The sequence below is a fragment of the Acuticoccus mangrovi genome (assembly GCF_016411865.1).
GTDB classification, from domain to species: Bacteria; Pseudomonadota; Alphaproteobacteria; order Rhizobiales; family Amorphaceae; genus Acuticoccus; species Acuticoccus mangrovi.
This window is the reverse complement of record NZ_JAEKJA010000026.1, coordinates 1-25,749: the sequence shown is the minus strand read 5'-3', so window position 1 is coordinate 25,749 and position 25,749 is coordinate 1. Positions and strand designations below refer to the sequence as shown.

Here is a 25,749-nt window from a genome sequence, read left to right as displayed (position 1 = left end):
TCAAAAGAGCTTCAGCAAGCCATCTTGGAACAGGGCGATCCGATCCTGCGGCGCCGGCAGGCTCGGCACTTCATGGAGCGGCACACCCAAAATCAACCCCTGCAGCACACGATAGACGCCGCCGTGCGCCACCGCGACGGTGTCGGTCTCGATCGTCTCCAGCCACTCCCCCACGCGGGCGGAGAGGTCGGCGTAGCTCTCCCCCTCCGGCGGGCGGAAGCTCCACTTGTCGTCCTTGCGGCGGCGCACCGCACGTTCGTTGCCGCCGGCCCTCAGCTCGGCATAGGTGAAGCCCGACCAGGCGCCGAAGCCCACCTCCTTCAGCCGATCGTCGGTCGCCGCCTCGCCGGCGAGGCCCAGCCGGTCGCGCACGATCGCCATCGTCTCACGGGTGCGCCCCAGCGGCGAGCACACATAGCCGAGGCTCGCCGGGTCGACCCCCTCCTCAGCGAGGAAGGCGGCGAGGCGCTCGCCGTTGCCGCTCGCCTGGCCGCGACCGACGTCGTTGATCGGAATGTCCGTCTGCCCCTGAAGCCGCCCTTCGGCGTTCCAGTCGGTCAACCCGTGGCGGATGTGGATGAGGCGAACGCCCGGACGCAGCATCAGTCGCCCTCGACGGCGACCGTCTTCGTGATGTCGGGCGCGTCCACCGCCTTCATGCCGACGACGTGGTAGCCGGAATCGACGTGGTGCACCTCGCCCGTCACCGAGCGCGACAGCGGCGACAACAGATAGGCCGCGGCATTGCCCACGTCCTCGATCGTCACCGTCCGCCGCATCGGCGCGTTGTACTCGTTCCACTTCAGAATATAGCGGAAGTCGCCGATGCCGGAGGCCGCCAGCGTCTTGATCGGCCCCGCCGAGAGCGCATTGACGCGAATGTCCGACGGCCCGAGATCGGCGGCGAGATAGCGCACCGAGGCTTCGAGCGCCGCCTTCGCCACGCCCATCACGTTGTAGTGGGGCATCACCTTCTCGGCGCCGTAGTAGGTGAGCGTCAGCATCGAGCCGCCGTTCTTCATCAGCGGCTCGGCGCGGCGCGCGATGTCGGTGAACGAGTAGCAGGAGATCATCAGCGACTTGGCGAAGTTCTCAGCGCTCGTCTCGATGTAGCGGCCGGTCAGCTCGTTCTTGTCGGAAAAGGCGATGGCGTGGACGAGAAAATCGAGCCCGCCGCCTTGGGCGATCGTCTCGAACACGGCGTCCATGCTCGCCGGGTCGGTCACGTCGCAATGGCCCACTACCTCGGCCTCGAGGGAGGCGGCCAACGGCTCGACGCGCTTGCGCAGCGCATCCCCCTGGTAGGTGAAGGCGAGCGACGCCCCATGATTGCGGGCCGCCTGCGCAATGCCCCATGCAATGGAGCGGTTGTTGGCGACCCCAAGGATCAGTCCGCGTTTTCCCGCGAGAATGCCGGAGCCACTCATCATCGAAGCCTTCAGGATGGATTGGGCGGACGTGCCGCGAGGAGTCGTCTATGACATACCGAGGGCCACAGTCCCAAGCAAGCGGAGCCGATCGAATGTCCAGTCCCCTGTCCTCACCCCGTCAACCGGCCGACACGGCGGCCATCGCGCAGCTGCGCGACGCAGTGGTGGCGGATATCGGGGAAGCGGCGATTCTCAACAACGCCGCGGATATGGCCCCCTACCTCAAGGAGTGGCGCGACCTCTACACCGGCGTGACGCCCTTCGTGCTGCGTCCCCGCTCCACCGAGGAGACCGCCACCATGGTGCGTCACGCCGCCCGCCTCGGCGTGGCGGTCGTGCCACAGAGCGGCAACACCGGCCTCGTCGGCGGCCAGATCCCGGTCGAGGCGGGCAACGAGGTGCTGATCTCCACCGACCGCATGAACGCCATCGAGGAGGTCGACGCGCGTGGCAGCACCATGACCGTGCAGGCCGGCGTCATCCTGCAGGAGGTGCAGCGCGCCGCCGAGGAGGCCGGTCGCCTCTTCCCCCTCTCGCTCGCCTCGGAGGGCTCCGCACGCATCGGCGGCCTCATCTCCACCAACGCCGGCGGCACCGGCGTCCTCGCCTACGGCAACATGCGCGACCAGGTGCTCGGCCTCGAGGTGGTGATGCCCGACGGGCGGATCTGGAACGGCCTTCGCGCTCTGCATAAGGACAACACCGGCTACGACCTCAAGCACCTCTTCATCGGCGCGGAGGGAACGCTCGGCATCATCACCCGCGCGGTCCTGAAGCTCGCCCCGCTCCCCCATGCCCGCGACGCGGCGGTGGTGGGCGTCGCGAGCCCGGCCGACGCCCTCACCCTCCTCGGCCGCATCAGCGGGCGACTCGGCGACGCCCTCACCGCCTTCGAGCTGGTGCCGAGGTTCGGCCTGGAGCTGGTGTTGAAATACGGCGCCGACACGCGCAATCCCTTCACCGAGGGGATGCCCGACTGGATGGTGCTGATCGAGGCGAGCACCTTCGCCCCCGACCGCCCGATGCGCGACATCCTCGAAGCCGAGCTGATGGCGGCCTACGAGGCGGGCGAGATCTCCGACGCGATGATCTCCCAGTCGCTCGCCGAGGCGCAGGATTTCTGGCGCCTGCGTGAGCTTCTGTCGGAGGTGCAGAGCCACGAGGGCGGCTCCATCAAGCACGACGTGTCGGTGCCGATCGCCGACGTGCCGGCCTTCCTCGCCGAGGCCACCGAGGCGGTGCTGAAGGTGGTGCCGGGGGCCCGGCCCGTCGCCTTCGGCCACCTCGGCGACGGCAACATCCACTTCAACATCACCCAGCCGGAGGGGGCCGACAAGGCCGCCTACCTCGCCCGCTGGGACGAGATGAACGCGGCCGTCCACGCCGTGGTGCGCCGCTACAAGGGCTCGATCGCCGCCGAGCACGGCGTCGGCCGGCTGAAGCGCGACCTCGTGCCGACGGTGCGCGACGCCGTCGAGCTCGACCTCATGCAGCGCATCAAGGCCGCCTTCGACCCCGACGACCTGATGAACCCCGGCCGCCTCTTGCCGATGCCGGGTAAGTAGCGGCTCAGAAGAGCGTCGGCGCGTCGTCCTCGGCGCGCCGCCTACCCTTCGCCTTCGCCTTCTCCTTCGTCTTCCCCGGTCCACTCTTCCGTGGCTCCGCCTGCGCGGCGTCATCGGAGGGCTTTGTCGGCGGCTCCGGCCGATCGGCGCGGTCGGGCTCCATCAGCGCCTTGCCCTCGTTGCGGGCGTTGGAGAGGCGCATCGACACCGGGCGCGCCCGATAGTCCGCCCGCGCCGCGAGGGTGAGCGCGGCCGCCCCGTCGTCCTCGGCCCGGTCGAGCCAGGCGGCGAAGTTCGCGGCCGGCACCGTCAGCGGCATGCGCGTATAATAGTCGGCCGTCACCCCCCGCGCCTCGCCGGTGAGGATCGCCACGGTGTCGAGCTCCTCCCCGTTCGGCCCCATCCAGGTCTCGGCGATGCCGGCGAGGGCCATCGGCTCGTCCTCCGCCAGCGGCTCGAACAGGTAGGGCTGCTTGCGCCCCTCCTCGCGCCGCCACTCGTAGAAGCCCGTCGCCGGCAGAAGCACCCGGCGCCGGCGCAGCGCATTGCGGAAGGCGGGCTTCTCCGCCGCCGTCTCCGAGCGCGCGTTGATCAGCAGGGCGAACTCGCGCGGGTCCTTCACCCAGGACGGGATGAGCCCCCACCGCATCAGCGTCAGCTCGCGCCCTCCCGCCGGCGCGGCGCGCACCACGTGCACCGGCTGCGTCGGCGCGATGTTGTAGCGCGGCGGGAACGGCTCGATCCCGCCCGCGAGGGCGAACAGCGTGCGCATCATCTCCGGCGGCAATGTCAGCTGATAGCGTCCGCACATCGGCTCTCTCCTGCCCCTTCCGCCTCGCTGCCCTTCCCGCCTCGCCGCCCTCGACCCGGCGCCGCCGAAGCCTCAGAGCAGCCGGAAATAGGTCACCGACAGGCGCCCGAGGATCAGCGCGCCGAAGCCCACCAGAATGGCGCCCGCCACGACGTTCACCTTGGCAAGCCGCGCCTCGGTGAGATGGACGCGCAGCCGCGTCACGAGCGCCGACACCCCGCTCCACCATGCCACGGTGCCGATCGCCACGCCCAGGACGAGCTGGGCCGTCCCCAACACATCGTCGTTCGCCGGCGCCCATTCGCCGAGTGCACCGAAATAAGCAATGAAGCCGAAGATCGTGGCAGGGTTGGTGATCGTCAGGATGAACGTGGTGGAGGCCACCTCCATCGTGCCCTTCCGCCGCCCCTCCGGCGGCAGCGGATGGCCGAAGCCCGGCTGGCGCCACAGGATGCGGGCGCCGAACGCCATCACCAGAAGCCCGCCGATGAGCTGGATCAACCGGCTGTGCCCCTCCACGAACTCGCTGACGGTCGATACCGAGAACGCCGCCGCGGTGGCGAAGATCACGTCGGCGAGCGCCGCGCCGATCCCCGCCGCGAGCCCCGTCGCAAAGCCGTAGCGCAAGGCCCGCTGCATGATCATGACGTTGACGGGACCGAGCGGCGCCGTCACGAAAAGCCCTCCCAGCATGCCGAGCGCGATGAACGCGAGGGGCGTCACGTCGGCCGGTCCAGGATCATGTTTGGTATCCACCCGTGAAAGATGCGAAGGAGGGCAGCGCCTTGCACCAAGCGCCGGCGCATCGACCCATGAGGAACGGCAGGTCCATGCGACGTCAACCTCTTGTCCTGATCGCCGCGCTCGTCGCCGCGCTCGCCTGCCCGCTCTGGGCGCATGCCTACGCGCCCGAGGACGTCGTCCTCGAACCCTCCGATCAGGCCACCGAAAAAAGCCCGCTGAGCCCGACCACGGGGGAGAAATCCTCCCGGCCGGACCGGCTGTTGCGGCAAGACGATGACGAGGAGGACGTTCCGGAAGACCCACATTCTGTGGATATGGAGGCAACCGGCGTGCCAGCGCCGACGCGCGCCGGCATCGACGACGTGCGCTACGACCCAGCCGAGCTCCCCTCGGCCGTCGCCGAAACGCGCCGGCTGCTTATCGATGCCGCCCGCACCGGCGACATCGACAAGCTCCGCGACGTCTTCGCGCGCCAGCGGGCGGCCCCCCTGGTGGCCAATTTCTCCACCACCCCCGACGCCGTGAACAGCCTGCGCTCGCAGTCGGGCGACGCCGAGGGGCAGGAGATCCTCGCGATCCTGATGGAGATCCTCGAGACCGGCTACGTGCACGTCGGCCCGCCCGAGGGGGGCACCTATGTCTGGCCTTATTTCGCCGAGGTCCCCTTGGCCGACCTCACCCCGCGACACTACGTGGAGCTTTACCGGCTTCTCACCTCCCTCGATGTTGAGGAGATGGAGCGGATGGGTCGCTACACCTTCTTCCGGGTCGGCATTTCGGCCGACGGGCGGCTGCGCTACTTCTCCGCCGGCGACCTTGACGAGTGACGAGCCCAAGCGATGGAGGCCACGTTGACCACGACCGGATGCGTTCTTGAGAGACGGGTGGCGATCCGCTTCGAGGGACCCGACCGGGTGAAATTCCTCGACGGCCTCCTATCGGCCGACGTCGAGGCGATCGCCCCCGGCGGCCTCGGCTATGGCGCGCTGCTGACGCCGCAGGGCAAGATCCTCTCCGACATGATGATCCACGTCGAAGAAGATCACCTCACCCTCGACGTGCCGACGGCGGCGGCCGACGACCTCGAGCGCCGCTTCGGCCTCTACAAGCTGCGCGCCGCCGTGACGCTCGCCCGCACCGACGAGGTGGTGGTGGTGTCAGGCGAGGGTCCCGCCGACCCGCGCGCCGCAGGCCTCGGCGGCCGCACCCTCATGGCGCCCGCCGACGCCCCGGCCGAAACCGACGCCAGCGCCTACCACGCCGCCCGCATCGCCGCCGGCGTGCCCGACGCGGTGCTCGACTTCGAGCTCGGCGACGCCTTCCCCCACGACGCCAACATGGACCTCACCGGCGGCGTCGACTTCAAGAAGGGCTGCTTCGTCGGTCAGGAGGTGGTCTCGCGGATGCGCCATCGCGGCACCGCCCGCCGGCGCACGGTGATCGTGGCGGCCGACGCCACCCTCCCCGCGACCGGTGCACCCGTCACGGTCGGCGGCAAGGTGGTGGGCCGGCTCGGCACCACCCTCGGCGGCGACGGGCTCGCCGTCGTGCGGATCGACCGCGTCGGCGAGACCGCCGAGATCGAGGGCGTCGCCGTCCGCCTCCGCGTCCCGCCGGGCGCGCCGTTCGCGCTCAAGGTGGAAGAGGCGAGCGATTGAGCGGACCGGCCGGCCCGCGGCACGACGGCACCCGTCCCGAGGCGGCGAAGAAGGCGGCGCGCACCTCCCGCGGCCGCAGCACCGAGCCGCGGGCCTGGCAGCGCATGCTCTCCGGCCGCCGGCTCGACCTCCTCGATCCCTCACCCCTCGACATCGAGATCCGCGACATCGCTCACGGCCTCGCCCGCGTCTCACGCTGGAACGGGCAGACCGTCGGCGAGTATCCCTATTCGGTCGCCCAGCACTCGCTGCTCGTCGAGCGGATCCTCGCCTGTCAGACGCCCGACGCGACGGCCGCCGACCGCCTCGCCGCCCTCCTCCACGACGCGCCGGAATATGTCGTGGGCGACCTCATCTCGCCGTTCAAGGCGGTGATCGGATCGGCCTATAAGGCCGTGGAGGAGCGCATCGCCCACGCCGTCCACCTGCGCTTCGCCCTGCCGGCCGATCCCAGGGGGCTGCGGTCGCGGCGGATCAAGTCCGCCGACATCGCCGCCGCCTATCACGAGGCCGTCGCGCTCGCCGGCTTCACCCCCGAGGAGGCGCACCGCTTCTTCGGGCGCCCGAGGGTCAAGGAGGCCGACGTCACGGAATTCCTGGTGCCGTGGTCGACGGCGACGGTGGAGACGCGCTTCCTCGCCGCCTTCGAGGCGCTGGAGCGCGACCTCGGCTGACCGGCACGGCTCCCGCCCTGCGCCGGCTGCGCGGAATGCTCGAAGACGTGGATGAACGGGCCGGTCGCAACCGGCCTCAGCGGCCCTCGGCCTCGTCGGCTGCGACGCGCTCCAGATCGGCGAGGAGCTCGTGGAGCGAAGCGAGCCGCCCCGCGCCGTAGCGCTCCTCGAGCTCGGCGGCGGTCTCCCGCCACGAGCGGCGCGCCGCTTCCACCGTGGTGCGGCCGTGCGGGGTGAGGCTCAGGCGCCGCTCGCGTCGGTCGTCGCCCGGCGCCGTCTCCACGAGCTCGGCGTGGCGCATCCGCTCCACCGTGCGCGACAGCGTGGTCCTGTCGGTGCCGACCCGCTCGGCGAGCGCCGACAGGGTGAGCGATTCCTCGCGGGCGAGCTGCGACAGCACCGCGTAGGTGACGATCGACACCCCGTTGCGGGCCAACGCGGCGTCATAGAGGTTGGTGATCTGCCGGGCGATCCTGCGGAGGCGAAGGCACGTACACGGGAGAGCTTCCTTACCCGTGGCGCAAGATTCTTGCTCGGTGTGGCGCGCGGCGTCCGTCATTCTCTACATATAATTGTTGCGCACCGCCGATACAGCAAGTGCCGTGCCGGCGGTGGCGTGGTCGATCAGCGCGGGGGCCGCGCTTTCCCGGTTCAGGCCGCTGCGGCCAACGGGCGCGGCGCCGGCGCATCGCGGATCGGCATATGCACGACGGCCGCGAAGAGGCCCAGCGCCACCCCGATCCACCACAACATGTCGTACGAGCCCGTCTTGGCATAGATCACGCCGCCGAGCCAGACGCCGAGGAACGAGCCGACCTGGTGGGAGAAGAACACCACGCCGAACAGCATGCCCATGTAGCGCGGACCGAACATGGTGGCGACGAGGCCGGAGGTGAAGGGCACCGTGGAGAGCCACAGGAGCCCCATCAGCGCCGAGAAGGTGATGACGCTCGCCGCGCTGATCGGCGTCAGCACGAACGCCGTGATGAGCACCGAGCGCAGCAGATAGAGCACGGAGAGCGAATAGGACTTCGACATCCGCTGCCCGATCACCCCCGCTGCGAGACAGCCGATCACGTTGAAGAGGCCGATGAGCGCGATGGCCGTGCCGCCCACCGAGGTGGAGAGGCCGAGATCCTCGATGTAGGCCGGCATGTGGGCGATGATGAAGGCGACGTGGAAGCCGCACACGAAGAAGCCGAACACGAGGAGGACGTAGCTGCGGTAGCCGAGCGCCTCCTTGAGCGCGGCGAGCGCCGATTGCGACGCCGTCGCCGGGTCCGGCTTGGAGCGTCCCTGCAGCGGCACCGCGAAGGGGATGATGAGGAGCGCGAAGCCGGCGAAGGCGAGGAGCGCGTTCTCCCAGCCTTGGGTGGCGATGAGGATCGCCCCCACCGGCCCGAACAGGAACATGCCGAGCGATCCGGCGGCGGTGCCGAGGCCGAACGCCAAGGTGCGCTGCTCCGGCCCGACGGCGCGGCTGAAGGCGGAGATGACGATGGTGAAGGAGGACGCCGCGAGACCGACGCCCACCAGCACCCCGAACATCAGATGCATCAGCAGCGAGGACGAGGCGTAGACCGCCCCCGCCGTGCCGAGCGCATAGAGGACACCGCCGACCATCAGCACCTTCATGGTGCCGTAGCGGTCGGCGAGACCGCCGGTGACGGGCTGAGCCATGCCCCAGACGAGGTTCTGGAGGGCGAAGGCGAGCGCGAAGGTCTCCCGGCCCCAGGGGTGGGCGTTCACCATGTCGTTCTGGAACAGGCCGAAGGCGGAGCGCTCGCCGAGCGAGAGCATCGCGATGCCGCATCCGGCGGCGAGCACGAGGGCGACGGGGAAGGCCCGCGACGACGGTGCGGCGGGGGTGGACGGGCTGGACATGCGCTCTTCCTCACTGCGGCGTTTTGTCTAGCCGGAGAAAGGTGCCCTGGCAATCATCTCGGATGCATGGCTGCTCAGGTCCAGCCGCCGTGTCGCGTCATGTAGAAGACGTGGTCGCCGATGGTCTTCACGCGGCGCATGATGTTGGCCCATTTCGGGCTGACGCGGGTGGCGTGGTAGTGGGTGGCCGCGCCGACCTCGGCGAGCCAGAGCTTCTGCTCGGTGTAGAGCTTGGCGACCTTCTCGGCGGTGGCCCACGCCTCCGGGTCGCGCACCACGTCCTTGATCCGGTCGCAGGCGAAGGTGAACTGGCAGCGATTGTACCAGGTGCGGTTCTGGTAGACGACGGCGCAGATGTCGTCGGGATAGGCCGGGTTCTTGACGCGGTTGACGACGACCTGGGCGACCGCCTCCTGGCCGAGCTCGCTCTCCCCGCGCGCCTCGAAATAGATCGCCTCGGTGAGGCATTTGAGGGAGGCCTCGCTGGTGATCGAGGCGGGGAGCGGACGGTCGGACCACCAGTGGTCGCGCCCGTTGCCGGCAACCCCGTAGGGCAGGCTCGGGGTGGCGCTCGCCTCCGGCCCGAGGAGAAGCTCGAACGGCTCGGAGATGTCGGCGCGGTCCGCGGCGTAGGCGGTGAGCATCGAGGAGGCCGTCGCGCGGGCCCGTTCGGAGAGGGCGGGCGCGTCCTGCGGCGGGCGCACGAAGGCGACGCGCGGCAGCGCGGCGACGTCGGCGGCGGCGTAGAGGCCGGCGAGCGGCGCGAGGGTGCCGCGCACGCCGGGAGCGGTGAGGTCGACCCGCGTCATGAGGCGGTCGCCCTTGCCGAGCTCGACCGCGGGCGCCGCCTCGCCGAGGGCGACGGTGGTGCCGGAGAGGCTCGCATTGGGCGACAGGGCGATGCCGGGATCGGGCGCCCGCACGGCGGCGAGCCAGGTCGGCCGGTCGCCGGAGAGGGCGGCGAGCAGCGAGGTGTCGGCGACCCCCGCCCCGGAGGCGAGGAAGGCGAGGCCGGCGAGCGCCAGCGTCTTCGGCAGCGCGGCGGCGACGCGGCGCAGCGGGCGGCGCCGCCCGGGCGACACCGTCGCCGAGAGCCGCGCCGAGAGCCGCGGTTTTCCGGATCCGGCCGGCGGCGGCAGGTAGATGGGAGCCGGCCGGGCGGGATGATGGCGGATGGCTCCGTGAGGCAGATCGACCAAGCGCAACGCGGTACAACTCCTGAGCGCAGGATGTCTTCGATGCATCCTGCCGCAAATTTGACCGCACCGTGCTTTCCGTTTGGTAAAGGCATCGCCGCGAAGGCCGCCGATCAGCCGACCGGCTTGTGCGCCTCGATGAACCAGAGCGCCCGGTCGGCCATGCGCACGATCTCGGTGAAGAGGTCGGCGGTCGCCTCGTCCCCCGCCTCGCTCGCCTCGTCGATCGCCGCGCGATGGTTCTTGGCGTAGGCGGCGAACGCCTTGGAGAGCGCGGCGACGTGATCCTCGATGGCGACGGCGTCGAGGGGATATTTGGGCAGGCGCGACCGGCCCGCCGACGCCTCGACGGTGCCTTCGGCCTGGCCGCCGAGGACCGAGATGCGCTCGGCGACGAGGTCGACCTTGTCCTCCACCTGTTCGTGGAGCTGGTCGAGAAGCTCGTGCAGGCCGATGAAGTTGGGGCCGCGCAGCGTCCAGTGGGCCTGCTTCACCTGATAGACGAGGTCGATGCCGTCGGCGAGGTTGTCCTGAAGGAGGCCGACGACGGACTGGCGGACCTGCTTGGAAAGGTCGTGGCTCGTCGGATGCATGAGGGTTTGCATGGGGGCGTGATCTCCATTTCGTGAGCGGTGAAACAACGCCTCAGTCGACGAAGAGTTCGCCGCCCCCGGCCCTCGCCGCGCCTGCAAGGCGGCCCCCGGGTGGGCCTGCCGCGCGATGCGAGGGCGGCGTGCGGTGGCAGCGTCGGCGAGGTCGGCCCTCGGGTCGGATGTCGGCGTCGGCGCGGGAAGCAGCATCGGCGCGGAAAGCGGTGTGGGCATTCGCATCGGGGCTGGCACGAAACGCGGCATCCGCATGGGCGCTACGGGCGGCCCGGGCGGCAGGCGGACAGGATGCGGTCGAACTGCAGCGCCATGCGGTTGATCGCCTCGAGCTCGGCCTCGAACTGGCGCCGCTCGGCGGCGGCGCGCTTGCGGTGCGCCTCCGCCTCGGCGGCCTCGCGCGCCTTGCGGATGCGGCGGGCGTCGGACTGGACCTTGGAGGTCATGGCGCAGGCGGGCTGCTTGGTGCGGCACGCCTTGGCGGTGCGGCGGCGGTCTCGCTGACGTTGGCTCATGGCGGCTTCCTGTTGGGGTGGCGATGCCTCGGGCGGACGTGCGGGCGCGCGACGACGCTCCGGCCCGACGAGGAGCGGAGGGGATCGGCGGGACGCGAGGGGGCGACCGCTGGAGTGGAAGGTGAGGTCGTCCCCACCCGTCCCGCCTTCGGTTTTCGCGGGAGACGGCGGCTTCGTCGGCGGGTGGCCGACGGCTGCCTCGAAGACCTCGGGGTCGACCCTGGCTGTCGCCCGTCCGCGGTGCTCGCCGGCGGAAGGTGGGCGCGTCTTCGACGGTCCGGCGCGAGGGGATGGGCGAACCCCTCCCCTTTTGCGCCTTCGGGCAGCTCCGCATCCCGGTCTCGCCGGGTGGGTGGAGGTCCGTTAGCCCCCACCCAGCCCCGACTGCCGAAACCCTCGAGCTCGCGGCGGACGGTCCGGCACGCCTCCCCCCTTGCTCGAGCGACGGGGGGAGGATGGCATGGGGTGGAGGGGGCGGGGATAAGATTTTTGGGCTGAGAGTGGAGCCTTTGCCGGTTCGAGCGCCGTTTCCGGATCACTTCCGGAGTTCGCGTAGTTTCGCGGATCACGTGAGCCGGGCCGCTCGTGGGATGAGGTGCGTGTCGACAACGCAGCCGCTGCACTCACCGCCAACGCTTAGGATCTCACATGCACCTCATCCCGACCGAAGCACTCTACCTCGTCCTCTCCGGCCTTTATGCGGCATCGACCGTCGGCCTCGACAAGTCGATCGCTGCCATTGCGACAGCCATCGTCTACTTCGCCTTTGCGATGGGCAGGGCGTCCCACTAGGGGGTGCCCTACGACCCGCGCTGGTCGATACAGCGGGTCCGCCGTCGCAGCGCCACAAGCAGTGCGTCCGCAAATGTTTTGCGGGCGGACGCTGCAATCCGGCCCGGTGCAGGCTGCCGATCCGTCGCACCGCCGCCCCGATCGGAAAAGGCCGTGAGGACAACGTTGACCTCACGGTTTCCGTTGATCCGCTCGTCCGCGATGCTCGCCTTCAGCACCACGCGCCCTTGCCCGCCGCCGGCAAAGTTGAACGGCTGGGTCCAATACGCCCCCGAACGCTTGGTCGCCGTCGCGCCGGACATCGTGCTCAGCGCAAGACTGATCGCGCCACCAAGTTCGCCGCCCCGACTGTAGCAGACGAACATTGCGCCTGACGGATCGGACTGCTGCTGTTTCGTGCTGAACGTCAGCGTGACCGGCCTCGGCGGCGTCTCCGCAGCCACCGCGAGCGCCGGAACGCTGCAAGCGACAATCGCGGCAAGCGCAAGATATCCTGACAACCTCATCGTCTCGCCGCTCGAAAGTAGGCGACCGCCTTGTTGTACACTGAGACGAGATTGGCCGAGCGTTCCCGCTTCGAGTCGTAGCCGCAGACAGCCTTTGCATTGCCGATGATATGAGCGTCGGAGAAGCGCGCTTGGAACGAGGCCAGACCGCTGAAGCCACCGACGTCGCGCACGAGCGCACTACGGCCGATATAGACGTGGTGGACGACGGCGAAGGCATCGGCCGCCCTCTCCTGGGCCCGAAATTGGTCACAATCCCGGATATGATAGTGACGCAGGAAGTAGTGCCCGGCCTCGTGGGCGACGATGAAGTCGACAATCATTTTGAAGAGCACGTTCGCGCTTTCGCTCGCGATGAGGAATCGGATCTGCTCGTCCGTCAACACATCGCCAACAGTCTTACCGCCATAGCGTCGACTGTGCGCTGCAACGGTATTGTATATTTCAAAAATTTCCCCTTGCTGGGCTAGGAAACGAGGCACGTTGCCGTAGGCTTTTTGGATCGCCCAATCCCGTGCCTCGTCCAAAGCATTGGGGCTCAGCCAAACTGTGTTGGAAAAGCGGCTGATCTTACCGCCTGTCCAATGCTTTCGTCCAAGAGTTGCCCGTTTCTGGAACTTCAGACGCAGCGTGCCCGGACGGTTCCAGCTCCCTTTGCCGAAGATGACCGATTGAAGACTGGGTTTGCCGAAAATGTGCTGAAATGCTCGCCGCTCCACGTCCAATTGCGCCTGACCGATGTTGATTGGCCCAGAGAACGCGAGTCTCAGCTTGCGCTCGGGGTTACCGATTCTCAAAATCTTGGGCCAGAATCCTGTCTTTTCACGCTGAACCATTAAATAATAAGAATATATTTCTAAATTTACGATCTTTTTGAGTTCTGGCTCGGCTTTCCGTTCCGCGATGGGTGTGCGCTGTGCTTGTACCTCTGCGGACAACCCACTAACGGCAAACGCCAGCACTAACACTCTCAACCAATTCCGCATTAGACCCGTCCCTCGTCATGAAATTATTCTTAATTCGAAATGATCGCGCCGCTATGGCCGTAGCCGTTTCTATCGGTATCGACATCGCGACTCAATACTGCCTAGGATGTGTCAAAACTAAGATCGTCTGGGGGCTCCGGTGTCACAGCGCGACCAACGGGTGGGCGATTCGTTCGGAGAGCGATTTGGCGCTTTGATCGCGCGAAAGCGTGGGATCGAAAGCTGGACGCAACTTCAACTGGCAATCGAAGCATTTGGCGAGAACGGCCGCGCAAGCACCATTTCCGATCTTGAGAGCGGTCGCGTGAAGCGTCCGCAGCAGCGCACGATCGACGCTCTCGCCGTCGCTCTCAACCTCACATCCGACGACATCGACGAATGCCGGCGGCCAGACCGCTCACCGGATGATGCCTACACCCGTGCCTATGGAGAATCCGCCGCGCTGTTTCGCTTCGTGGCGCGGATGTTCGGCCATCACAACCCGCAGGCTTCGATCAGCGATCACGTGCGTTTTCTGGAAGAGGCAGCCGACAGCTACCAGACATTGCGTGGAGAGTTGACCGCTCTGAGATCGGAAGATGCTTCCGTCGTCGAGAATGTCGATCGGATCGAGCACGCCCTTGCGCGAGGCCACATCAGGGATGCCCAGGAGCTTCTCGGCCGCGCACGAACCGACACGACGACCCGCTTCGCCGAGCCCGTTCGGCAACTTGTGCAGCTACGAACGATGGAAGCTCGCGTCGCCCTCTTCGCCCAGGATGCCGACGCCGCTGCCAATCACTTCGCCACGGCGCTTCGTCTCCTTGTGGAGCTCGATCCTACCGTGGCGGCCGATACCGGGACCGAGTTCATTCGGCAACTGTTGCGGCACGGAGCATGGTTCGGCGGAAGCGCACACTGTCATGCGGTCCGCCTTGCCCGCGAGCTGTTCGAAGCGACCGCCAGCGCTCCGTCCCGCCACACCCACGCGATCGTCTGCAAGCAGCTCGCCGATGCCCTCGCTCGCTTGGCGGTCAACCAAGCCTCCCCGGATCGTACCGATACGCTGCACGAGGCCATCGACCTCTATGAGAATGCGCTCGGCCATTTCGAGGCAAACGACGAAGCCGAATACGTGGCTACGACGCTCAACAATCTCGGGATCGTCTGGCAGGACCTGGGCGAGACGCTCGGCGCCCACGAAGGGCCGCGCGCTTTCGAGCATGCCATCGCAGCGTTCGAGCGTTCCCTCGATGGACATGAACACCGGGACGACGTCGAGAAGCAGTCCGAGACGCAGAATAATCTCGGCTGTGCCCTGCACGGACTGGCGCGACTTGGCCAAGGCGCCGACGTCGTGCAGCTGCTGAACCGCGCCGTCGACGCATTCGAGGAGTCGCTGCTGCTGCGCTCGCTAGCCGCACCGGGGATGGAGTGGGCATCGACGAAGAACAATATGGGCAACGCACTCCTCGGCCTCGCGGAGTGCGCGACCGGTGCCGCGCGGGCGGGCTATCTGAAACGGGCGATCGATGCTTACCAGCAGGCACTCATCGTGCGTAAGCCCGAGGAAGCACCCGTGCTCTGGGCCGAAACCCAGAGCAATCTCGGCACCGCGTTGCAAAAGCTCGGAGCGGACAACGCGTCGAGCATCGGACTTGAAACGCTCCGCGCGTCGGTCCGCGCGCAGGAGGCGGCGCTCAAGGTGGCTTCCGACCGCGCCCTCCACCGCGATTGGTGGTCGATGGTCATGAACAGCCTAGCGACCTCGCGCTATCATCTTGCCGAACGCACGACGGGAGCGGAAAAGCGCGCGCTCCTGGAACAGGCCACCGCAGACTACGAAGCGATCCTCATGCGACTTCCGCAGGCCGACGCAAGCCTGCTCGCGACGACGGTCAAGGACAATCTCTCGATTATGAAGCAGGCGTTGGGCGCCGAATAGCGTCGCCCAACAGCGCGCCCGGTGTGGCGGCGAGCGCGCGCCGCCACTTCGATCCTACCCCAGCGCAGCCTGCGCCGCCGCCAACCGCGCGATCGGCACGCGGAACGGGGAGCAGCTCACGTAGTCGAGGCCGACCGTCTCGCAGAAGGCGATGGAGGCCGGGTCGCCGCCGTGCTCGCCGCAGATGCCGAGCTTGATGTCGGGGCGGGTCTGCCTCCCCTTCTCGGCCGCGATCTTCACCAGCGCGCCCACGCCGTCGACGTCGATCGATACGAACGGGTCCACGTCGATGATCGCCTCGCGCAGGTAGGACCCCAGGAACACCCCGGCGTCGTCGCGCGAGATGCCGAACGTCGTCTGCGTCAGATCGTTGGTGCCGAAGGAGAAGAACTCCGCCGACGTCGCGATCCTGTCGGCGTTGAGCGCGGCGCGCGGCAGCTCCACCATCGTGCCCACCTGATAGGTGAAGGTCTGGCCGGTCTCCTCCGACACCGCCTTCGCCGTGGCGTCGATCCGCTTCTTGACGAACTCCAGCTCCGAGGCGAGGCCGACGAGGGGCACCATCACCTCCGGCACCACCGGCGAGCCGGTCTTCTGGGCCGCCGCGATGGCCGCCTCGAAGATCGCCCGGGACTGCATCTCGGCGATCTCCGGGTAGGAGACGGCGAGGCGGCAGCCGCGGTGGCCGAGCATCGGGTTGAACTCGGCGAGCGCGCGGGCGCGGTTGCGCAGCTTGTCGGGATCGACGCCGAGGGCGGCGGCCACCTCCTTGATCTCCTCCTCGCCGTGCGGGATGAACTCGTGCAGCGGCGGGTCGAGCAGGCGGATGGTGACGGGCAGGCCCGCCATGATCTCGAAGAGCTGGGTGAAGTCCTCGCGCTGCATCGGCAGCAGCTTGTCGAGGGCGGCGCGGCGGCCGGCGGTGTCGTCGGCGAGGATCATCTCGCGCATCGCGTTGATGCGGGCGGGATCGAAGAACATGTGCTCGGTGCGGCAGAGGCCGATGCCCTCGGCGCCGAACTCGCGGGCGGTGCGGGCGTCGTGGGGGGTGTCGGCGTTGGTGCGCACCTTCATGCGCCGCGCCGCGTCCGCCCAGGCCATGATGCGCTGGAAGTCGCCCGAGAGCTCGGGCTTCAGCATCGCCACCTCGCCGACGAGCACCTCGCCGGTCGCCCCGTCGATGGTGACGAAGTCGCCCGCCTTGAGGGTGGTGTCGCCCGCCGTCATGGTGCCGGCCGCGTAGTTGATGCGCACGGTGCCGGCGCCGGAGACGCAGGGCTTGCCCATGCCGCGGGCGACGACGGCGGCGTGGCTCGTCATGCCGCCGCGCGTCGTGAAGATGCCCTGGGCGGCGTGCATGCCGGAGATGTCCTCAGGGCTCGTCTCGATGCGGCACAGGATGGCGGGCTTGCCGGCCGAGGCGAGGCGCTCCGCCTCCTCCGACGAGAACACGATCTCGCCGGCGGCAGCGCCCGGGGAGGCCGGCAGGGCCTTGGCGAAGAGCTCCTTCTTCGCGGTGGGGTCGATGGTCGGGTGGAGGAGCTGGTCGAGCGAGGCGGGCTCGATGCGCTTCACCGCCTCGTCCTTGGAAATGATGCCCTCGTCCACCATGTCGACGGCGATCTTCAGCGCCGCCTTGGCGGTGCGCTTGCCGGCGCGGGTCTGCAGCATCCACAGCTTGTTGCGCTCGATGGTGAACTCGAGATCCTGGACGTCGCGATAGTGCGCCTCGAGCTTGTCGCAGACCGCCTTGAACTCGGCGAAGGCCTCCGGCAGCGCCTTTTCCATCGAGGGACGCTCGGAGCCGGCGGCCTTGCGGGCGGCCTCGGTGATGTCCTGCGGGGTGCGGATGCCGGCGACGACGTCCTCGCCTTGCGCGTTGATGAGGAACTCGCCGTAGAGCGCCTTCTCGCCGGTCGAGGGGTTGCGGGTGAAGGCGACGCCGGTCGCCGAGGTGTCGCCCATGTTGCCGAACACCATCGCCTGGACGGTGACCGCGGTGCCCCAGCGCTCGGGGATCTGATGCAGCCGGCGATAGGTGATGGCGCGGTCGTTGCGCCAGGAGCCGAACACGGCGCCGATCGCGCCCCAGAGCTGGTCCTTGGGTTCCTGCGGGAAGGGCTTGCCGGTCTCCTTGGCGACGAGGCTCTTATAGGTCTCGATCAGCTCGCGCCAGTCGGCGGCGGTGAGCTCGGTGTCGAGCTCGACGGCGCGGGTCTCCTTGAGCGCCTCGAGGTGCTCGTCGAACAGGCGCATGGGAACGCCGAGCACCACGTCGGAGTACATCTGGATGAAGCGGCGATAGGAATCGACGGCGAATCGCTCGTCCCCGGCATTCTCGGCGAGGGCTTCGACGGTGGTGTCGTTGAGGCCGAGATTGAGCACGGTGTCCATCATGCCCGGCATCGAGATGCGGGCGCCGGAGCGCACCGACACGAGCAGCGGCATCTTGGCGTCGCCGAAGCTGCGGCCCGTCGACGCGGCGATCAGGTCGAGCGCGTCGTTCACCTGGCCCTCGAGCTCCGGCGGATATGATTCGCCATGCTCATAGAAGTAGGTGCAGACTTCGGTGGTGATGGTCATGCCGGGCGGGACGGGCAGCCCGAGGCTCGCCATTTCTGCCAGGTTGGCGCCCTTGCCACCCAACAGGTCACGCTGCTTCGCATCACCTTCGGCCTTGCCGTCGCCGAACGTGTACACCCATTTGCCCATCGGATCGTTCCCCTTTCGCGTTGCAGCAATGTATAATGCGGCGAATGAGAAACGGAAACGGGCATAGGCGTATTCCGTTCGATCAAGCCGTGAGTATGGTTGTCGGGCTATCCTTCACCGCCTAAGTGCTCAGAGGGGATATGCCGTGCCAATCGCCAAGAATCTGAAGGGATCCGCCGTGTTTATTCGTTTCCCGGTCTCGCTCGGCCTGGCCCTCGCGGTGCTGCCGCTCGGCAGTGCCCTCGCCGCCGCCGATGCCAACGAGCCCTCCCCGCTCGCCGAGGCCGTCGCCCCGGTGACGACCGACGGGCTCGGCTCGCTCGCGGGCCTCTACCTCGCGGCGCGGCACGCCGGCCTCAACAAGGACCTCGCCGCGGCCGCCGGCTTCTACTCGTCCGCCCTCCTCAAGGACCCGGAGAATCCGGAGCTTCTCGACCGCTCGGTGCTGATGAGCGTCGCGAGCGGCGACATCGGCCGGGCCGCCGAGCTGTCGCGCGAGCTGCTGCGCGAGAACCCCACCGACCAGGTCGCGCTGATCGCCGTCACCGTCCAGCAGCTCCGCCTCGGCCAGAACGACAAGGCGATGGAGACGATCGCCAAGCTGAAGGCGCTCGGCGGTCAGCTCCAGGAGCTGATGTCGACGCTGATGACGGCCTGGGCGATGGCCGCCGAGGGCCACGCCGCCCAGGGGGTGACGCTGCTCGACGATCTCAACGGCCCCGCCTGGTTCGCCGCCTTCACCAACCTCCACGCCGGGCTGATCGCCGATCAGGCGGGCCTCAACCAGATCGCCGAGGACCGGCTGCGCCTCGCCTACGAGCGCGACCCCTCCGCCGTGCGCGTGGTGGACGCCTACGCCCGCGCCCTCGCCCGCGGCGGCGAGGAGAAGCGCGCCCTCAACGTGATCGGCACCTTCGAGGCGCGCATCGGCGGCAGCGACCACTTCACCGCCGAGCTGCGCGAGGAGATCGCCGCCCACGACGTCGCTCCGCAGATCGCAACGCCGCGGGCGGGCGTCGCCGAAGCGCTCTACGGCATCGGCAGCGCCGTCGGCCGCGAGGGCGGCGACACCTTCGCCGCGAGCCTCCTCCAGATGGCCCTCTACCTCTCCCCCGGCGCCTACTTTCCGGCGATGGCGCTCGGCCAGGTGCTCGAGGCGATGGACCAGAACGAGGCGGCGATCGCCGTCTACCGGAGCATCCCCGAGAACGAGCCGATGCGCCGCAACGCGGTGGTGCAGGAGGCGCTGAACCTCAACCTCCTCGACCGTCACGACGAGGCGATCACGCTGCTGAAGGGCCTCGTGACGGACGAGCCGAGCGACGTCGGCACCGCCATCGCGCTCGGCAACGTCTACCGCTCGCTGGAGCGCTTCGCCGACGCCGCCGAGGTCTACACCACCTCCATCGCCGCCCTCGGCGACGTGCCGGAGGCCTACTGGACGCTCTATTATTATCGCGGCATCGCGCGCGAGCGGACCGGCCAGTGGACGGCGGCCGAGAAGGACTTCCGCAAGGCGCTGGAGCTCGAGCCCGAGCAGCCGCTGGTGCTGAACTATCTCGGCTACTCGTACATCGATCGGGGCGAGAATCTCGACGAGGCGCTCGGCATGGTCCGCCGCGCCGTGGAGGCCCGGCCCGACGACGGCTACATCGTGGACAGCCTCGGCTGGGCCTACTATCGGCTCGGCCGCATGGAGGACGCGGTGCGCCACCTGGAGCGGGCGGTGCAGCTGAAGCCCGGCGACCCGGTGATCAACGACCACCTCGGCGACGCCTATTGGCAGGTGGGGCGCAAGCTGGAGGCGATGTTCCAGTGGGCCCACGCGCGCGACAGCGAGCCGACGCCGGAGGACCTCGTGAAGATCACCCAGAAGCTCGCCTTCGGCCTCGACGAGGACGGCGAGCCGCGCAAGGCCGCCGACGCCGGCGGCAGCGCCGACGGGGCGGAGGAGAACGCCGGCACCTCCTCGGTGGAGTAGGCGCCGCACGAGGCCGCCGCGGCGCGCGAGCGCCCGGGCTCGGCTCGGGCGACGCCGGGTCCGTGAGCTCCGGTCGGTTGGGCGCGAGTTCTGCGGGCTTGGGCTTCGGTGGGCTTGGCTCGGTGGGCTTGGCTCGGTGGGCTTGGCTCGGTGGGCTTGGCTCGGTGGGCTTGGCTCGGTGGGCTTGGCTCGGTGGGCTTGGCTCGGTGGGCTTGGGCTCCGTGGGCTCGGGCTTCGTGGGCTTGGGCTTCGTGGGCTTGGGCTCGGGATTGTGGGCGAGTGGTCGTGAAGGCTCCTCGTGGACACTCTCGTTGCGAACTTCTGGTCGCGAAGGGGCTCTGGCGACGGCTCGTTGCCTCCCTCGCGGTGCTTCGCGGCGGCTCGCGGCACCGTGCGGAATGGGGTCGAGCCTCGCACGGCCCGGTCGGCTGCCGAGGAACGGCCCGCCACGCGCCGGCCGGCATGAATCGCCCGGCGCGATGGGGTGTATGAGACGCCCGGGCGGGATAGCCGGGGCAGGATCGGCGGGATTGGCATGCGGACCGGTACGCCAGCGGTTCGATCTACATGGGCCGAATCACCGGCGTGCCTGTCGTGTGGATCGACGTGTCGAGCCGTTTGAATAACTTGACCGGATTCAGCCGACACGAAAGGCGGGACTCGAATGTCTCGGTCGATCCACCAGTGATGGACGAAACGGACGGGCACACCGCCCCTGTCGTTCGGGTGAGCGCCCGGGCCAAGATCAACCTGGCGCTGCACGTGACGGGGCGGCGGGCCGACGGCTATCACCTTCTCGACAGTGTCGTCGCCTTCGCCCGGCCGGTGGGCGACGGCCCGCGGACGGCCGACACGCTCGAGGTGCATTTCGGACCGGCGGAGACGCCGCACCTGACGCTCGCCGGTCCCTTCGCCGGCGACGTGCCGGCCGACGCCGATAATCTGGTAGTGCGGGCGGCGCGCGTTGCCGGCGGCATCCGGGCGGTGCGGCTCGACAAACACCTTCCCGTCGCCTCCGGCATCGGCGGCGGCTCGGCCGACGCGGCGGCGGTGCTCACGGCGGCCGCCGCGCATCGGGGGATCGATCGGGCGACCTTCGCCGCGCCCGCCCTCGCCCTCGGCGCCGATGTGCCGGTGTGCCTTCATGGCGGATCGTGCCGGATGGCGGGGATCGGCGAGAGGCTGACGCCGCTGCGCCTGCCCGAACTTCCGATCCTCCTCGTCAATCCCGGCGTGGCGGTGGCGACGGGGGCGGTCTTCGGCGCCCTCGCCCGCCGCGACAACCCTCCCCTCCCCGACGCCCCGCCCCCCGACGACGCCGCCGGCCTCCTCGACTGGCTGAGATCAACGCGCAACGATCTCGAAGCGGCGGCCGTCACCGTCGCCCCGACGATCGCGACGGCGACGACGGCGCTGCGCGAAACTGGCGCCGTGCTCGCCCGCATGTCGGGCTCCGGCGCGACGGTGTTCGGCCTCTACACGAGCCCGGCCGCCCGCGACGCCGCGGCCACGGCGCTCCGCCGCACCTCGCCGCAATGGTGGGTGGCGTGCGGGGGTGTTGGGGGGGATTGATGGGGCGGGGGCACCGCGGCGATCTACCGAAGGGCCATAGAGCACGTCCCGCTCACCTGGATCAGGTTGAGCGGGAAAAGCGTGCTCGCTCTCCAGATCTGGCACGATTGCTTTTCGCTCAGGTTGATCCAACCTGAGCGGCAAGCGCGCTAGTGGATCGACCCGGGCTCTTGAGTTCGTAGCCTAGTGAATCCGTGGCCTGGGCGGGTGGCCTGTGGGTTAAGCCTCTCAAATATTAAGACAGGTTGACCTCACCCCTCCCCCGGCGGGGTGGGTTGGGCGGCGTCGCGGACGAGGGTGCGGGCCTCGGCGAGGCGGGTGCTGTCGACGAGGACGCGGCGTGGCAGGACGCCGATCGAGCCCTCCATCACACTCATGTTGGTGTCGAGCACCAGATGCTCGATGCCCGCATCCGACAACAGCGCCTCGACGAAAGAGAGAAACACCACGTCGTTGGTGCGCAAGAGCTCGTCCACCCGACATCCTTCCGCGCCGGCACGCCCGTGCGACAATCCGGCACTGCGTGCAATCGGCCCCGCTCGCGGCATCGCCGCAACGCTCGGCCGAGCGATGGCGCGCGCGGCGCCCGCAGTGCTTGCCGGCCCCGCGGCGCGCGCCTATGGTCCCGCCCATGACAGACAACGGCCAGCTATCGTGACGGCGCCACTTTCCGCAGAACGACCGACCGCCGCCAGCATCGATCGATTGGTGCAAAGCGTCGCCGATCGGATGGGCAAGGTCAACGCCCTGATCCTGGAGCACGTCGGTTCCGACGTGACGATGATCCCGGAGGTCGCCAACCACCTGATCTCCTCCGGTGGCAAGCGCATCCGGCCGATGCTGACGCTCGGCACCGCGGCGCTGTTCGACTATCGCGGCGACGGCGACGTCATGCTCGCCACCGCCGTGGAGTACATGCACACCGCCACCCTCCTCCACGACGACGTGGTGGACGACAGCGGCATGCGCCGTGGCAAGCCCGCCGCCCGGATGATCTGGGGCAACCAGGCGAGCGTGCTCGTCGGCGACTTCCTGCTCGGCCAGGCCTTCAAGCTGATGGTGGAAGTCGGCTCGCTCGACGCGCTCGACGTCTTCTCCCGCGCCGCGGCGACGATCTCGGAGGGCGAGGTGCGCCAGCTCGCGGGGGCGAAGGACCTGTCGGTGGGCGAGGACCACTATATGGCGGTGATCGAGGCGAAGACCGCCGCCCTCTTCGCCGCGGCGACGGCGGCGGGGCCGATCCTCGCCGGCGCGCCGGAGCATCGGCCGGCGCTCTACTCCTATGGGCGCCATCTCGGCCTCGCCTTCCAGCTGATCGACGACGTGCTCGACTTCTCCGGCGACGCCGAGGCCCTCGGCAAGAATGTGGGCGACGACCTGCGCGAGGGGAAGGCGACGCTGCCGGTGCTCCTCGCCTACGCCCGCGGCGACGCCGACGACCGCGCCTTCTGGGAGCGCTGCATCGAGCGGGGCGAGGTGGCCGACGAGGACGTCGCCGCTGCCGCCCGTCGGGTGGAGGAGACCGGCGCCCTCGCCGACGCGCGCGACCGGGCCTACGGATTCGCCGAGAAGGCGGTGGCGGATCTGCGCAGCGTGCCGGCCCGGCCGATGCGCACCGCGCTCGAAGAGGTGGTGGGCTTCGCCGTCGCCCGCCTCCACTGAGCCTGTCGCGAAAGACCGCCGAGCGTCCTTGCAACCAAAGGGCGAATGACGTATAGATAGTGACAGGGGAAAAGGTGCTTGGCTAAGATGACCCACATCGCCTAGTCTAAAGCTCTGTCTGCTTGACACCGGCTGGTAGCCTACCGGTCGTTGCGACGCCACGGGTGCACACATGCCCGAACGGGACCTTATAGTTGGAGGACGCGCCTCTCGGCCGCGGCTGGCCCCTTTTGACATGTTCGGCGCCGGTACGGACGCCTCTCCGGGCACCGACGAGTTCGACAATCTGGTGCGCGTCGCCAAGCAATATTTCAGCTGCCCCGCCGGCTTCATCTGCATCCTCGACGACGAGGAGCCCACCCTCGGCCGCTGCTACGGCCTCGTCCCGGCCGAGGGCTACAACGTCGACATCACCGCCCCGAACGCCTCCTTCTGCCAGGCGATCATCGACGAGAACGACGTGCTGGTGGTGGAGGATGCGAGCCTGCACCCGCGCTTCAAGGACAATGTGCTGGTGATCGCCTATCCGAGCGTCCGCTTCTTCATGGGCGCGCCGATCACCGGGCCGAGCGACCAGCCGATCGGGGCGATCTGCGTCTACGACTACACGCCCCGCGGCCCGCAGAATGCGAGCGCCGTCGGGGTGCTGAAGTCGCTCGCCCGCTTCGCCGGGATGCAGGTGGAGCGCGTGCAGCACGCCCGTGCCCGGGCGATGGAGCGCTCCCAGTTCGACCGCGTCGCCGCCTCCTCGGCGGTGATGGTGCTGGAGGTCGACGCCGACGGGCGCATCAGCTGGGCCAATCAGGCCGCCCGCCTCGCCCTGAGCGCCCGCGCCGACACGTTGAGCGGCGCCTCGATCTCCGACCACCTCCTCGGCTGGAGCTATGTGATCGCCAACTGCGAGCGGCAGATCGCGAGCGTCGCCAAGCCGTCGATGCGGCCGGTGCTGGTGGAGCTGATGGACAGCGACTATTCGCTGACGCCGATGCTGGCGACGGTCTCCTCCTTCTTCAGCACCAACGGCCTACGCTACCGCGTGGTCCTGCAGCCGCTGTCGTAGGCCCCGGCGGGTTTTGATTCGCGGGGCTCGGCGGTCACGCCGAGGTGCTTCGGGAACGGCCGTCGAGCCCCCGCATGACGTCGTGAATGATGGTCATCATGTCCCCTGCGCACCGGTTTGGTCGGGCGGAGAGCTGATCCGAAGACGTGTACCGTTGGACGCACGGTGGGCGGTTGCGGAGGAACCGGCCGTTCAGGCTCACGACGAAGCCGTTCTGCATCGGTTTGCCCGGCGCGATGTGGTGCCATTCGACGCGGCGATCCTCCTGCCATTCAAGGATGGCACGAGACGTCAGTTCGGCGCCATTGTCGCTGACGATCATCCGCGGCTTGCCACGCTGCGAGATGATGGCGTCGGGCTCACCGCGCCACCCGAGCGCCCGATAGCTACGAGTCGACCACAAGCGCCAGACACTCGCGGCTGAAGTCGTCGACCGTGACCAGCACACGGAAACGGCGTCCGTCGCTCAGCTGATCGAAGACGAAGTCGAGGCTCCAGCGCTGGTTCGGTCCCCGCGGCAAGGTCATCGGCATACGCGTTCCCATAGCGCGTTTGCGGCCACCGCGACGGCGCGCGGTCAGCCGTTCCTCTCGGTAGAGGCGGAACAGCTTCTTGTGGTTCACCTTGAGGCTCTCCCGGCGCAACAGGATATGAAGCCGCCGGTAACTGAACCGGCGCCGTTCACTCACCAACGTGTGAAGTTCGCAGACATCGTTTCACCGCTTGAGGATGCAGAAGTCCGGCAACTTCCTCCCGCCCCGGTCGATTGAGGGAGCGATGACGCCAGCGGCAAGATTTGGTGCGGGTGAGGACCTACGAGCGTACCGGTGACGCAGGACTGACGTGTCGCCGGTGCGGGATCTCTCGCCCGACGCTGCGCAAGTGGTGGCACCGATATCGTGCCAACGGGATCGCGGGGCTGGAGGATCGCAGCCGGCGACCGCATCGTTCGCCAGGCCGAAAATGTTCGATGCGCAGGAGCAGCGCATTCTCGACCTGCGACGGAAACGCAGGCTCGGCGTCAAACGGCTACGCAACGAACGGATACGCCTTGACGGACTGCGGCTCGCTATCGACACGATCCACAAGGTGCTCTGCCGGTTCGATCTGAACCGACTGAAGCGCCGCCGGCTCGTCCGCAAGGGCCGCAAGCGCTACTCGCGCCCTCTTCCGGGCGATCGGGTGCAGATGGACGTCTACACGATCGGCCCTCGACGCTCCCAGTACACCGCGATCGACGACTGCTGACGTTATCAGGTGATCGGCCCTTTTCCGAAACCGGCCGGCGAAGTCGACGCCGACGTTTCTCGACCAGCTGGTCGAAGAGATACCCGTCTCGATCCAGCGCATCCAGACCGATCGCGGCCAGGAGTTATTCGCCTACGCGGTTCAGGAACGGCTTCGTTCGTGGAGCATCAGGTTCCGTCCAATCCGCTGTCAACGCCGATCCAAATCTGACCCACTTACGGCGG

23 protein-coding genes and 2 pseudogenes are annotated in these 25,749 nt (G+C 68.6%); 11 read left to right on the top strand and 14 right to left on the bottom strand.

Going from position 1 to position 25,749, the window contains the following annotated elements; genetic code table 11:
* Together JCR33_RS21535 and fabI are read right to left on the bottom strand one after the other, a co-directional pair.
* Nucleotides 1–603 (bottom strand): histidine phosphatase family protein, encoded by a 603-nt coding sequence (locus JCR33_RS21535; RefSeq protein ID WP_198884200.1) that lies wholly within the window; start codon nucleotides 601–603, stop codon nucleotides 1–3.
* Nucleotides 603–1,427, bottom strand: coding sequence for an enoyl-ACP reductase FabI (gene fabI, locus JCR33_RS21530; RefSeq protein ID WP_211110495.1), 825 nt, complete (start codon nucleotides 1,425–1,427; stop codon nucleotides 603–605). Before fabI ends, JCR33_RS21535 begins: the two co-directional genes overlap by 1 nt.
* A gap of 95 nt (nucleotides 1,428–1,522) precedes the next feature.
* Here fabI and JCR33_RS21525 point away from each other — a divergent pair, with 95 nt between their 5' ends.
* Complete coding sequence (locus tag JCR33_RS21525) at nucleotides 1,523–2,995, top strand: FAD-binding oxidoreductase (RefSeq protein WP_198884198.1); 1,473 nt, start codon at nucleotides 1,523–1,525, stop codon at nucleotides 2,993–2,995.
* 4 nt (nucleotides 2,996–2,999) lie between these two features.
* Here the strand turns inward: JCR33_RS21525 and JCR33_RS21520 are convergent, their stop codons facing one another.
* Nucleotides 3,000–3,806: an SOS response-associated peptidase gene (locus JCR33_RS21520; RefSeq protein WP_198884197.1), complete on the bottom strand. Its 807-nt coding sequence runs from the start codon at nucleotides 3,804–3,806 to the stop codon at nucleotides 3,000–3,002.
* Nucleotides 3,807–3,878: 72 nt separating this feature from the next.
* Nucleotides 3,879–4,529, bottom strand: coding sequence for a LysE family translocator (locus tag JCR33_RS21515; RefSeq protein WP_198884196.1), 651 nt, complete (start codon nucleotides 4,527–4,529; stop codon nucleotides 3,879–3,881).
* A gap of 107 nt (nucleotides 4,530–4,636) precedes the next feature.
* On the opposite strand from JCR33_RS21515, the gene JCR33_RS21510 reads away from it, so the two are divergent.
* From JCR33_RS21510 to JCR33_RS21500, 3 genes are all read left to right on the top strand, one after another.
* Nucleotides 4,637–5,377, top strand: a complete 741-nt coding sequence (locus JCR33_RS21510) for a hypothetical protein (RefSeq protein ID WP_198884195.1) — start codon at nucleotides 4,637–4,639, stop codon at nucleotides 5,375–5,377.
* Between the two features lie 24 nt (nucleotides 5,378–5,401).
* Nucleotides 5,402–6,208 carry a CAF17-like 4Fe-4S cluster assembly/insertion protein YgfZ gene (ygfZ, locus tag JCR33_RS21505; RefSeq protein ID WP_198884194.1) on the top strand — a complete coding sequence of 269 codons (807 nt, stop codon included), beginning with the start codon at nucleotides 5,402–5,404 and terminating at the stop codon, nucleotides 6,206–6,208.
* A gap of 104 nt (nucleotides 6,209–6,312) precedes the next feature.
* Nucleotides 6,313–6,882: an HD domain-containing protein gene (locus JCR33_RS21500; protein WP_198884284.1), complete on the top strand. Its 570-nt coding sequence runs from the start codon at nucleotides 6,313–6,315 to the stop codon at nucleotides 6,880–6,882.
* 76 nt (nucleotides 6,883–6,958) lie between these two features.
* On the opposite strand, the gene JCR33_RS21495 is transcribed toward JCR33_RS21500, so the two are convergent.
* The 5 genes from JCR33_RS21495 to JCR33_RS21475 all read right to left on the bottom strand — a co-directional run bounded on the left by JCR33_RS21495 (nucleotide 6,959) and on the right by JCR33_RS21475 (nucleotide 11,082).
* On the bottom strand, nucleotides 6,959–7,318 hold the full coding sequence (locus JCR33_RS21495) for a MarR family winged helix-turn-helix transcriptional regulator (RefSeq protein ID WP_198884193.1): 360 nt from the start codon (nucleotides 7,316–7,318) through the stop codon (nucleotides 6,959–6,961).
* Between the two features lie 215 nt (nucleotides 7,319–7,533).
* On the bottom strand, nucleotides 7,534–8,766 hold the full coding sequence (locus tag JCR33_RS21490) for an MFS transporter (protein ID WP_198884192.1): 1,233 nt from the start codon (nucleotides 8,764–8,766) through the stop codon (nucleotides 7,534–7,536).
* 74 nt (nucleotides 8,767–8,840) lie between these two features.
* Nucleotides 8,841–9,965 carry a cell wall hydrolase gene (locus JCR33_RS24750; protein WP_232372748.1) on the bottom strand — a complete coding sequence of 375 codons (1,125 nt, stop codon included), beginning with the start codon at nucleotides 9,963–9,965 and terminating at the stop codon, nucleotides 8,841–8,843.
* Between the two features lie 110 nt (nucleotides 9,966–10,075).
* Entirely contained in the window at nucleotides 10,076–10,567 is a 492-nt protein-coding gene (gene dps, locus JCR33_RS21480; RefSeq protein WP_211110494.1) for a DNA starvation/stationary phase protection protein Dps, read from the bottom strand.
* A 260-nt stretch (nucleotides 10,568–10,827) separates the two neighbouring features.
* Entirely contained in the window at nucleotides 10,828–11,082 is a 255-nt protein-coding gene (locus tag JCR33_RS21475) for a hypothetical protein (protein ID WP_198884190.1), read from the bottom strand.
* Nucleotides 11,083–11,730: 648 nt separating this feature from the next.
* Between JCR33_RS21475 and JCR33_RS21470 the strand changes: the two genes are divergently transcribed.
* Nucleotides 11,731–11,874 carry a hypothetical protein gene (locus JCR33_RS21470; RefSeq protein ID WP_198884189.1) on the top strand — a complete coding sequence of 48 codons (144 nt, stop codon included), beginning with the start codon at nucleotides 11,731–11,733 and terminating at the stop codon, nucleotides 11,872–11,874.
* An 8-nt stretch (nucleotides 11,875–11,882) separates the two neighbouring features.
* Here the strand turns inward: JCR33_RS21470 and JCR33_RS21465 are convergent, their stop codons facing one another.
* Together JCR33_RS21465 and JCR33_RS21460 are read right to left on the bottom strand one after the other, a co-directional pair.
* Nucleotides 11,883–12,380 (bottom strand): hypothetical protein, encoded by a 498-nt coding sequence (locus tag JCR33_RS21465; protein WP_198884188.1) that lies wholly within the window; start codon nucleotides 12,378–12,380, stop codon nucleotides 11,883–11,885.
* Nucleotides 12,377–13,342 carry a M48 family metalloprotease gene (locus tag JCR33_RS21460; protein ID WP_198884187.1) on the bottom strand — a complete coding sequence of 322 codons (966 nt, stop codon included), beginning with the start codon at nucleotides 13,340–13,342 and terminating at the stop codon, nucleotides 12,377–12,379. The genes JCR33_RS21465 and JCR33_RS21460 overlap by 4 nt, the downstream gene beginning before the upstream one ends.
* A 163-nt stretch (nucleotides 13,343–13,505) precedes the next feature.
* Between JCR33_RS21460 and JCR33_RS21455 the strand changes: the two genes are divergently transcribed.
* A complete protein-coding gene (locus JCR33_RS21455; RefSeq protein ID WP_198884186.1) occupies nucleotides 13,506–15,290 on the top strand; it encodes a helix-turn-helix domain-containing protein in 1,785 nt (594 codons plus the stop codon).
* A gap of 54 nt (nucleotides 15,291–15,344) precedes the next feature.
* On the opposite strand, the gene ppdK is transcribed toward JCR33_RS21455, so the two are convergent.
* The gene (gene ppdK, locus JCR33_RS21450; RefSeq protein WP_198884185.1) at nucleotides 15,345–18,002 is read right to left on the bottom strand and encodes a pyruvate, phosphate dikinase; all 2,658 of its coding nucleotides are present in this window, start codon (nucleotides 18,000–18,002) and stop codon (nucleotides 15,345–15,347) included.
* Between the two features lie 178 nt (nucleotides 18,003–18,180).
* Here ppdK and JCR33_RS25575 point away from each other — a divergent pair, with 178 nt between their 5' ends.
* Both JCR33_RS25575 and JCR33_RS21440 read left to right on the top strand, forming a co-directional pair.
* Nucleotides 18,181–19,983: a tetratricopeptide repeat protein gene (locus tag JCR33_RS25575; RefSeq protein ID WP_198884184.1), complete on the top strand. Its 1,803-nt coding sequence runs from the start codon at nucleotides 18,181–18,183 to the stop codon at nucleotides 19,981–19,983.
* Nucleotides 19,984–20,670: 687 nt separating this feature from the next.
* Entirely contained in the window at nucleotides 20,671–21,555 is an 885-nt protein-coding gene (locus JCR33_RS21440; RefSeq protein WP_198884183.1) for a 4-(cytidine 5'-diphospho)-2-C-methyl-D-erythritol kinase, read from the top strand.
* Between the two features lie 251 nt (nucleotides 21,556–21,806).
* On the opposite strand, the gene JCR33_RS21435 is transcribed toward JCR33_RS21440, so the two are convergent.
* Nucleotides 21,807–22,031, bottom strand: a complete 225-nt coding sequence (locus JCR33_RS21435; protein ID WP_198884182.1) for a putative signal transducing protein — start codon at nucleotides 22,029–22,031, stop codon at nucleotides 21,807–21,809.
* A gap of 253 nt (nucleotides 22,032–22,284) precedes the next feature.
* Between JCR33_RS21435 and JCR33_RS21430 the strand changes: the two genes are divergently transcribed.
* Nucleotides 22,285–23,217 (top strand): polyprenyl synthetase family protein, encoded by a 933-nt coding sequence (locus JCR33_RS21430; RefSeq protein ID WP_232372753.1) that lies wholly within the window; start codon nucleotides 22,285–22,287, stop codon nucleotides 23,215–23,217.
* Between the two features lie 235 nt (nucleotides 23,218–23,452).
* The gene (locus JCR33_RS21425) at nucleotides 23,453–24,277 is read left to right on the top strand and encodes a GAF domain-containing protein (protein ID WP_198884180.1); all 825 of its coding nucleotides are present in this window, start codon (nucleotides 23,453–23,455) and stop codon (nucleotides 24,275–24,277) included.
* A 184-nt stretch (nucleotides 24,278–24,461) separates the two neighbouring features.
* On the opposite strand, the pseudogene JCR33_RS21420 reads toward JCR33_RS21425, so the two are convergent.
* A pseudogene (locus JCR33_RS21420) lies at nucleotides 24,462–24,969 on the bottom strand (DDE-type integrase/transposase/recombinase); the annotation flags it as partial.
* A 104-nt stretch (nucleotides 24,970–25,073) separates the two neighbouring features.
* On the opposite strand from JCR33_RS21420, the pseudogene JCR33_RS25135 reads away from it, so the two are divergent.
* A pseudogene (locus tag JCR33_RS25135) lies at nucleotides 25,074–25,749 on the top strand (helix-turn-helix domain-containing protein); the annotation flags it as partial.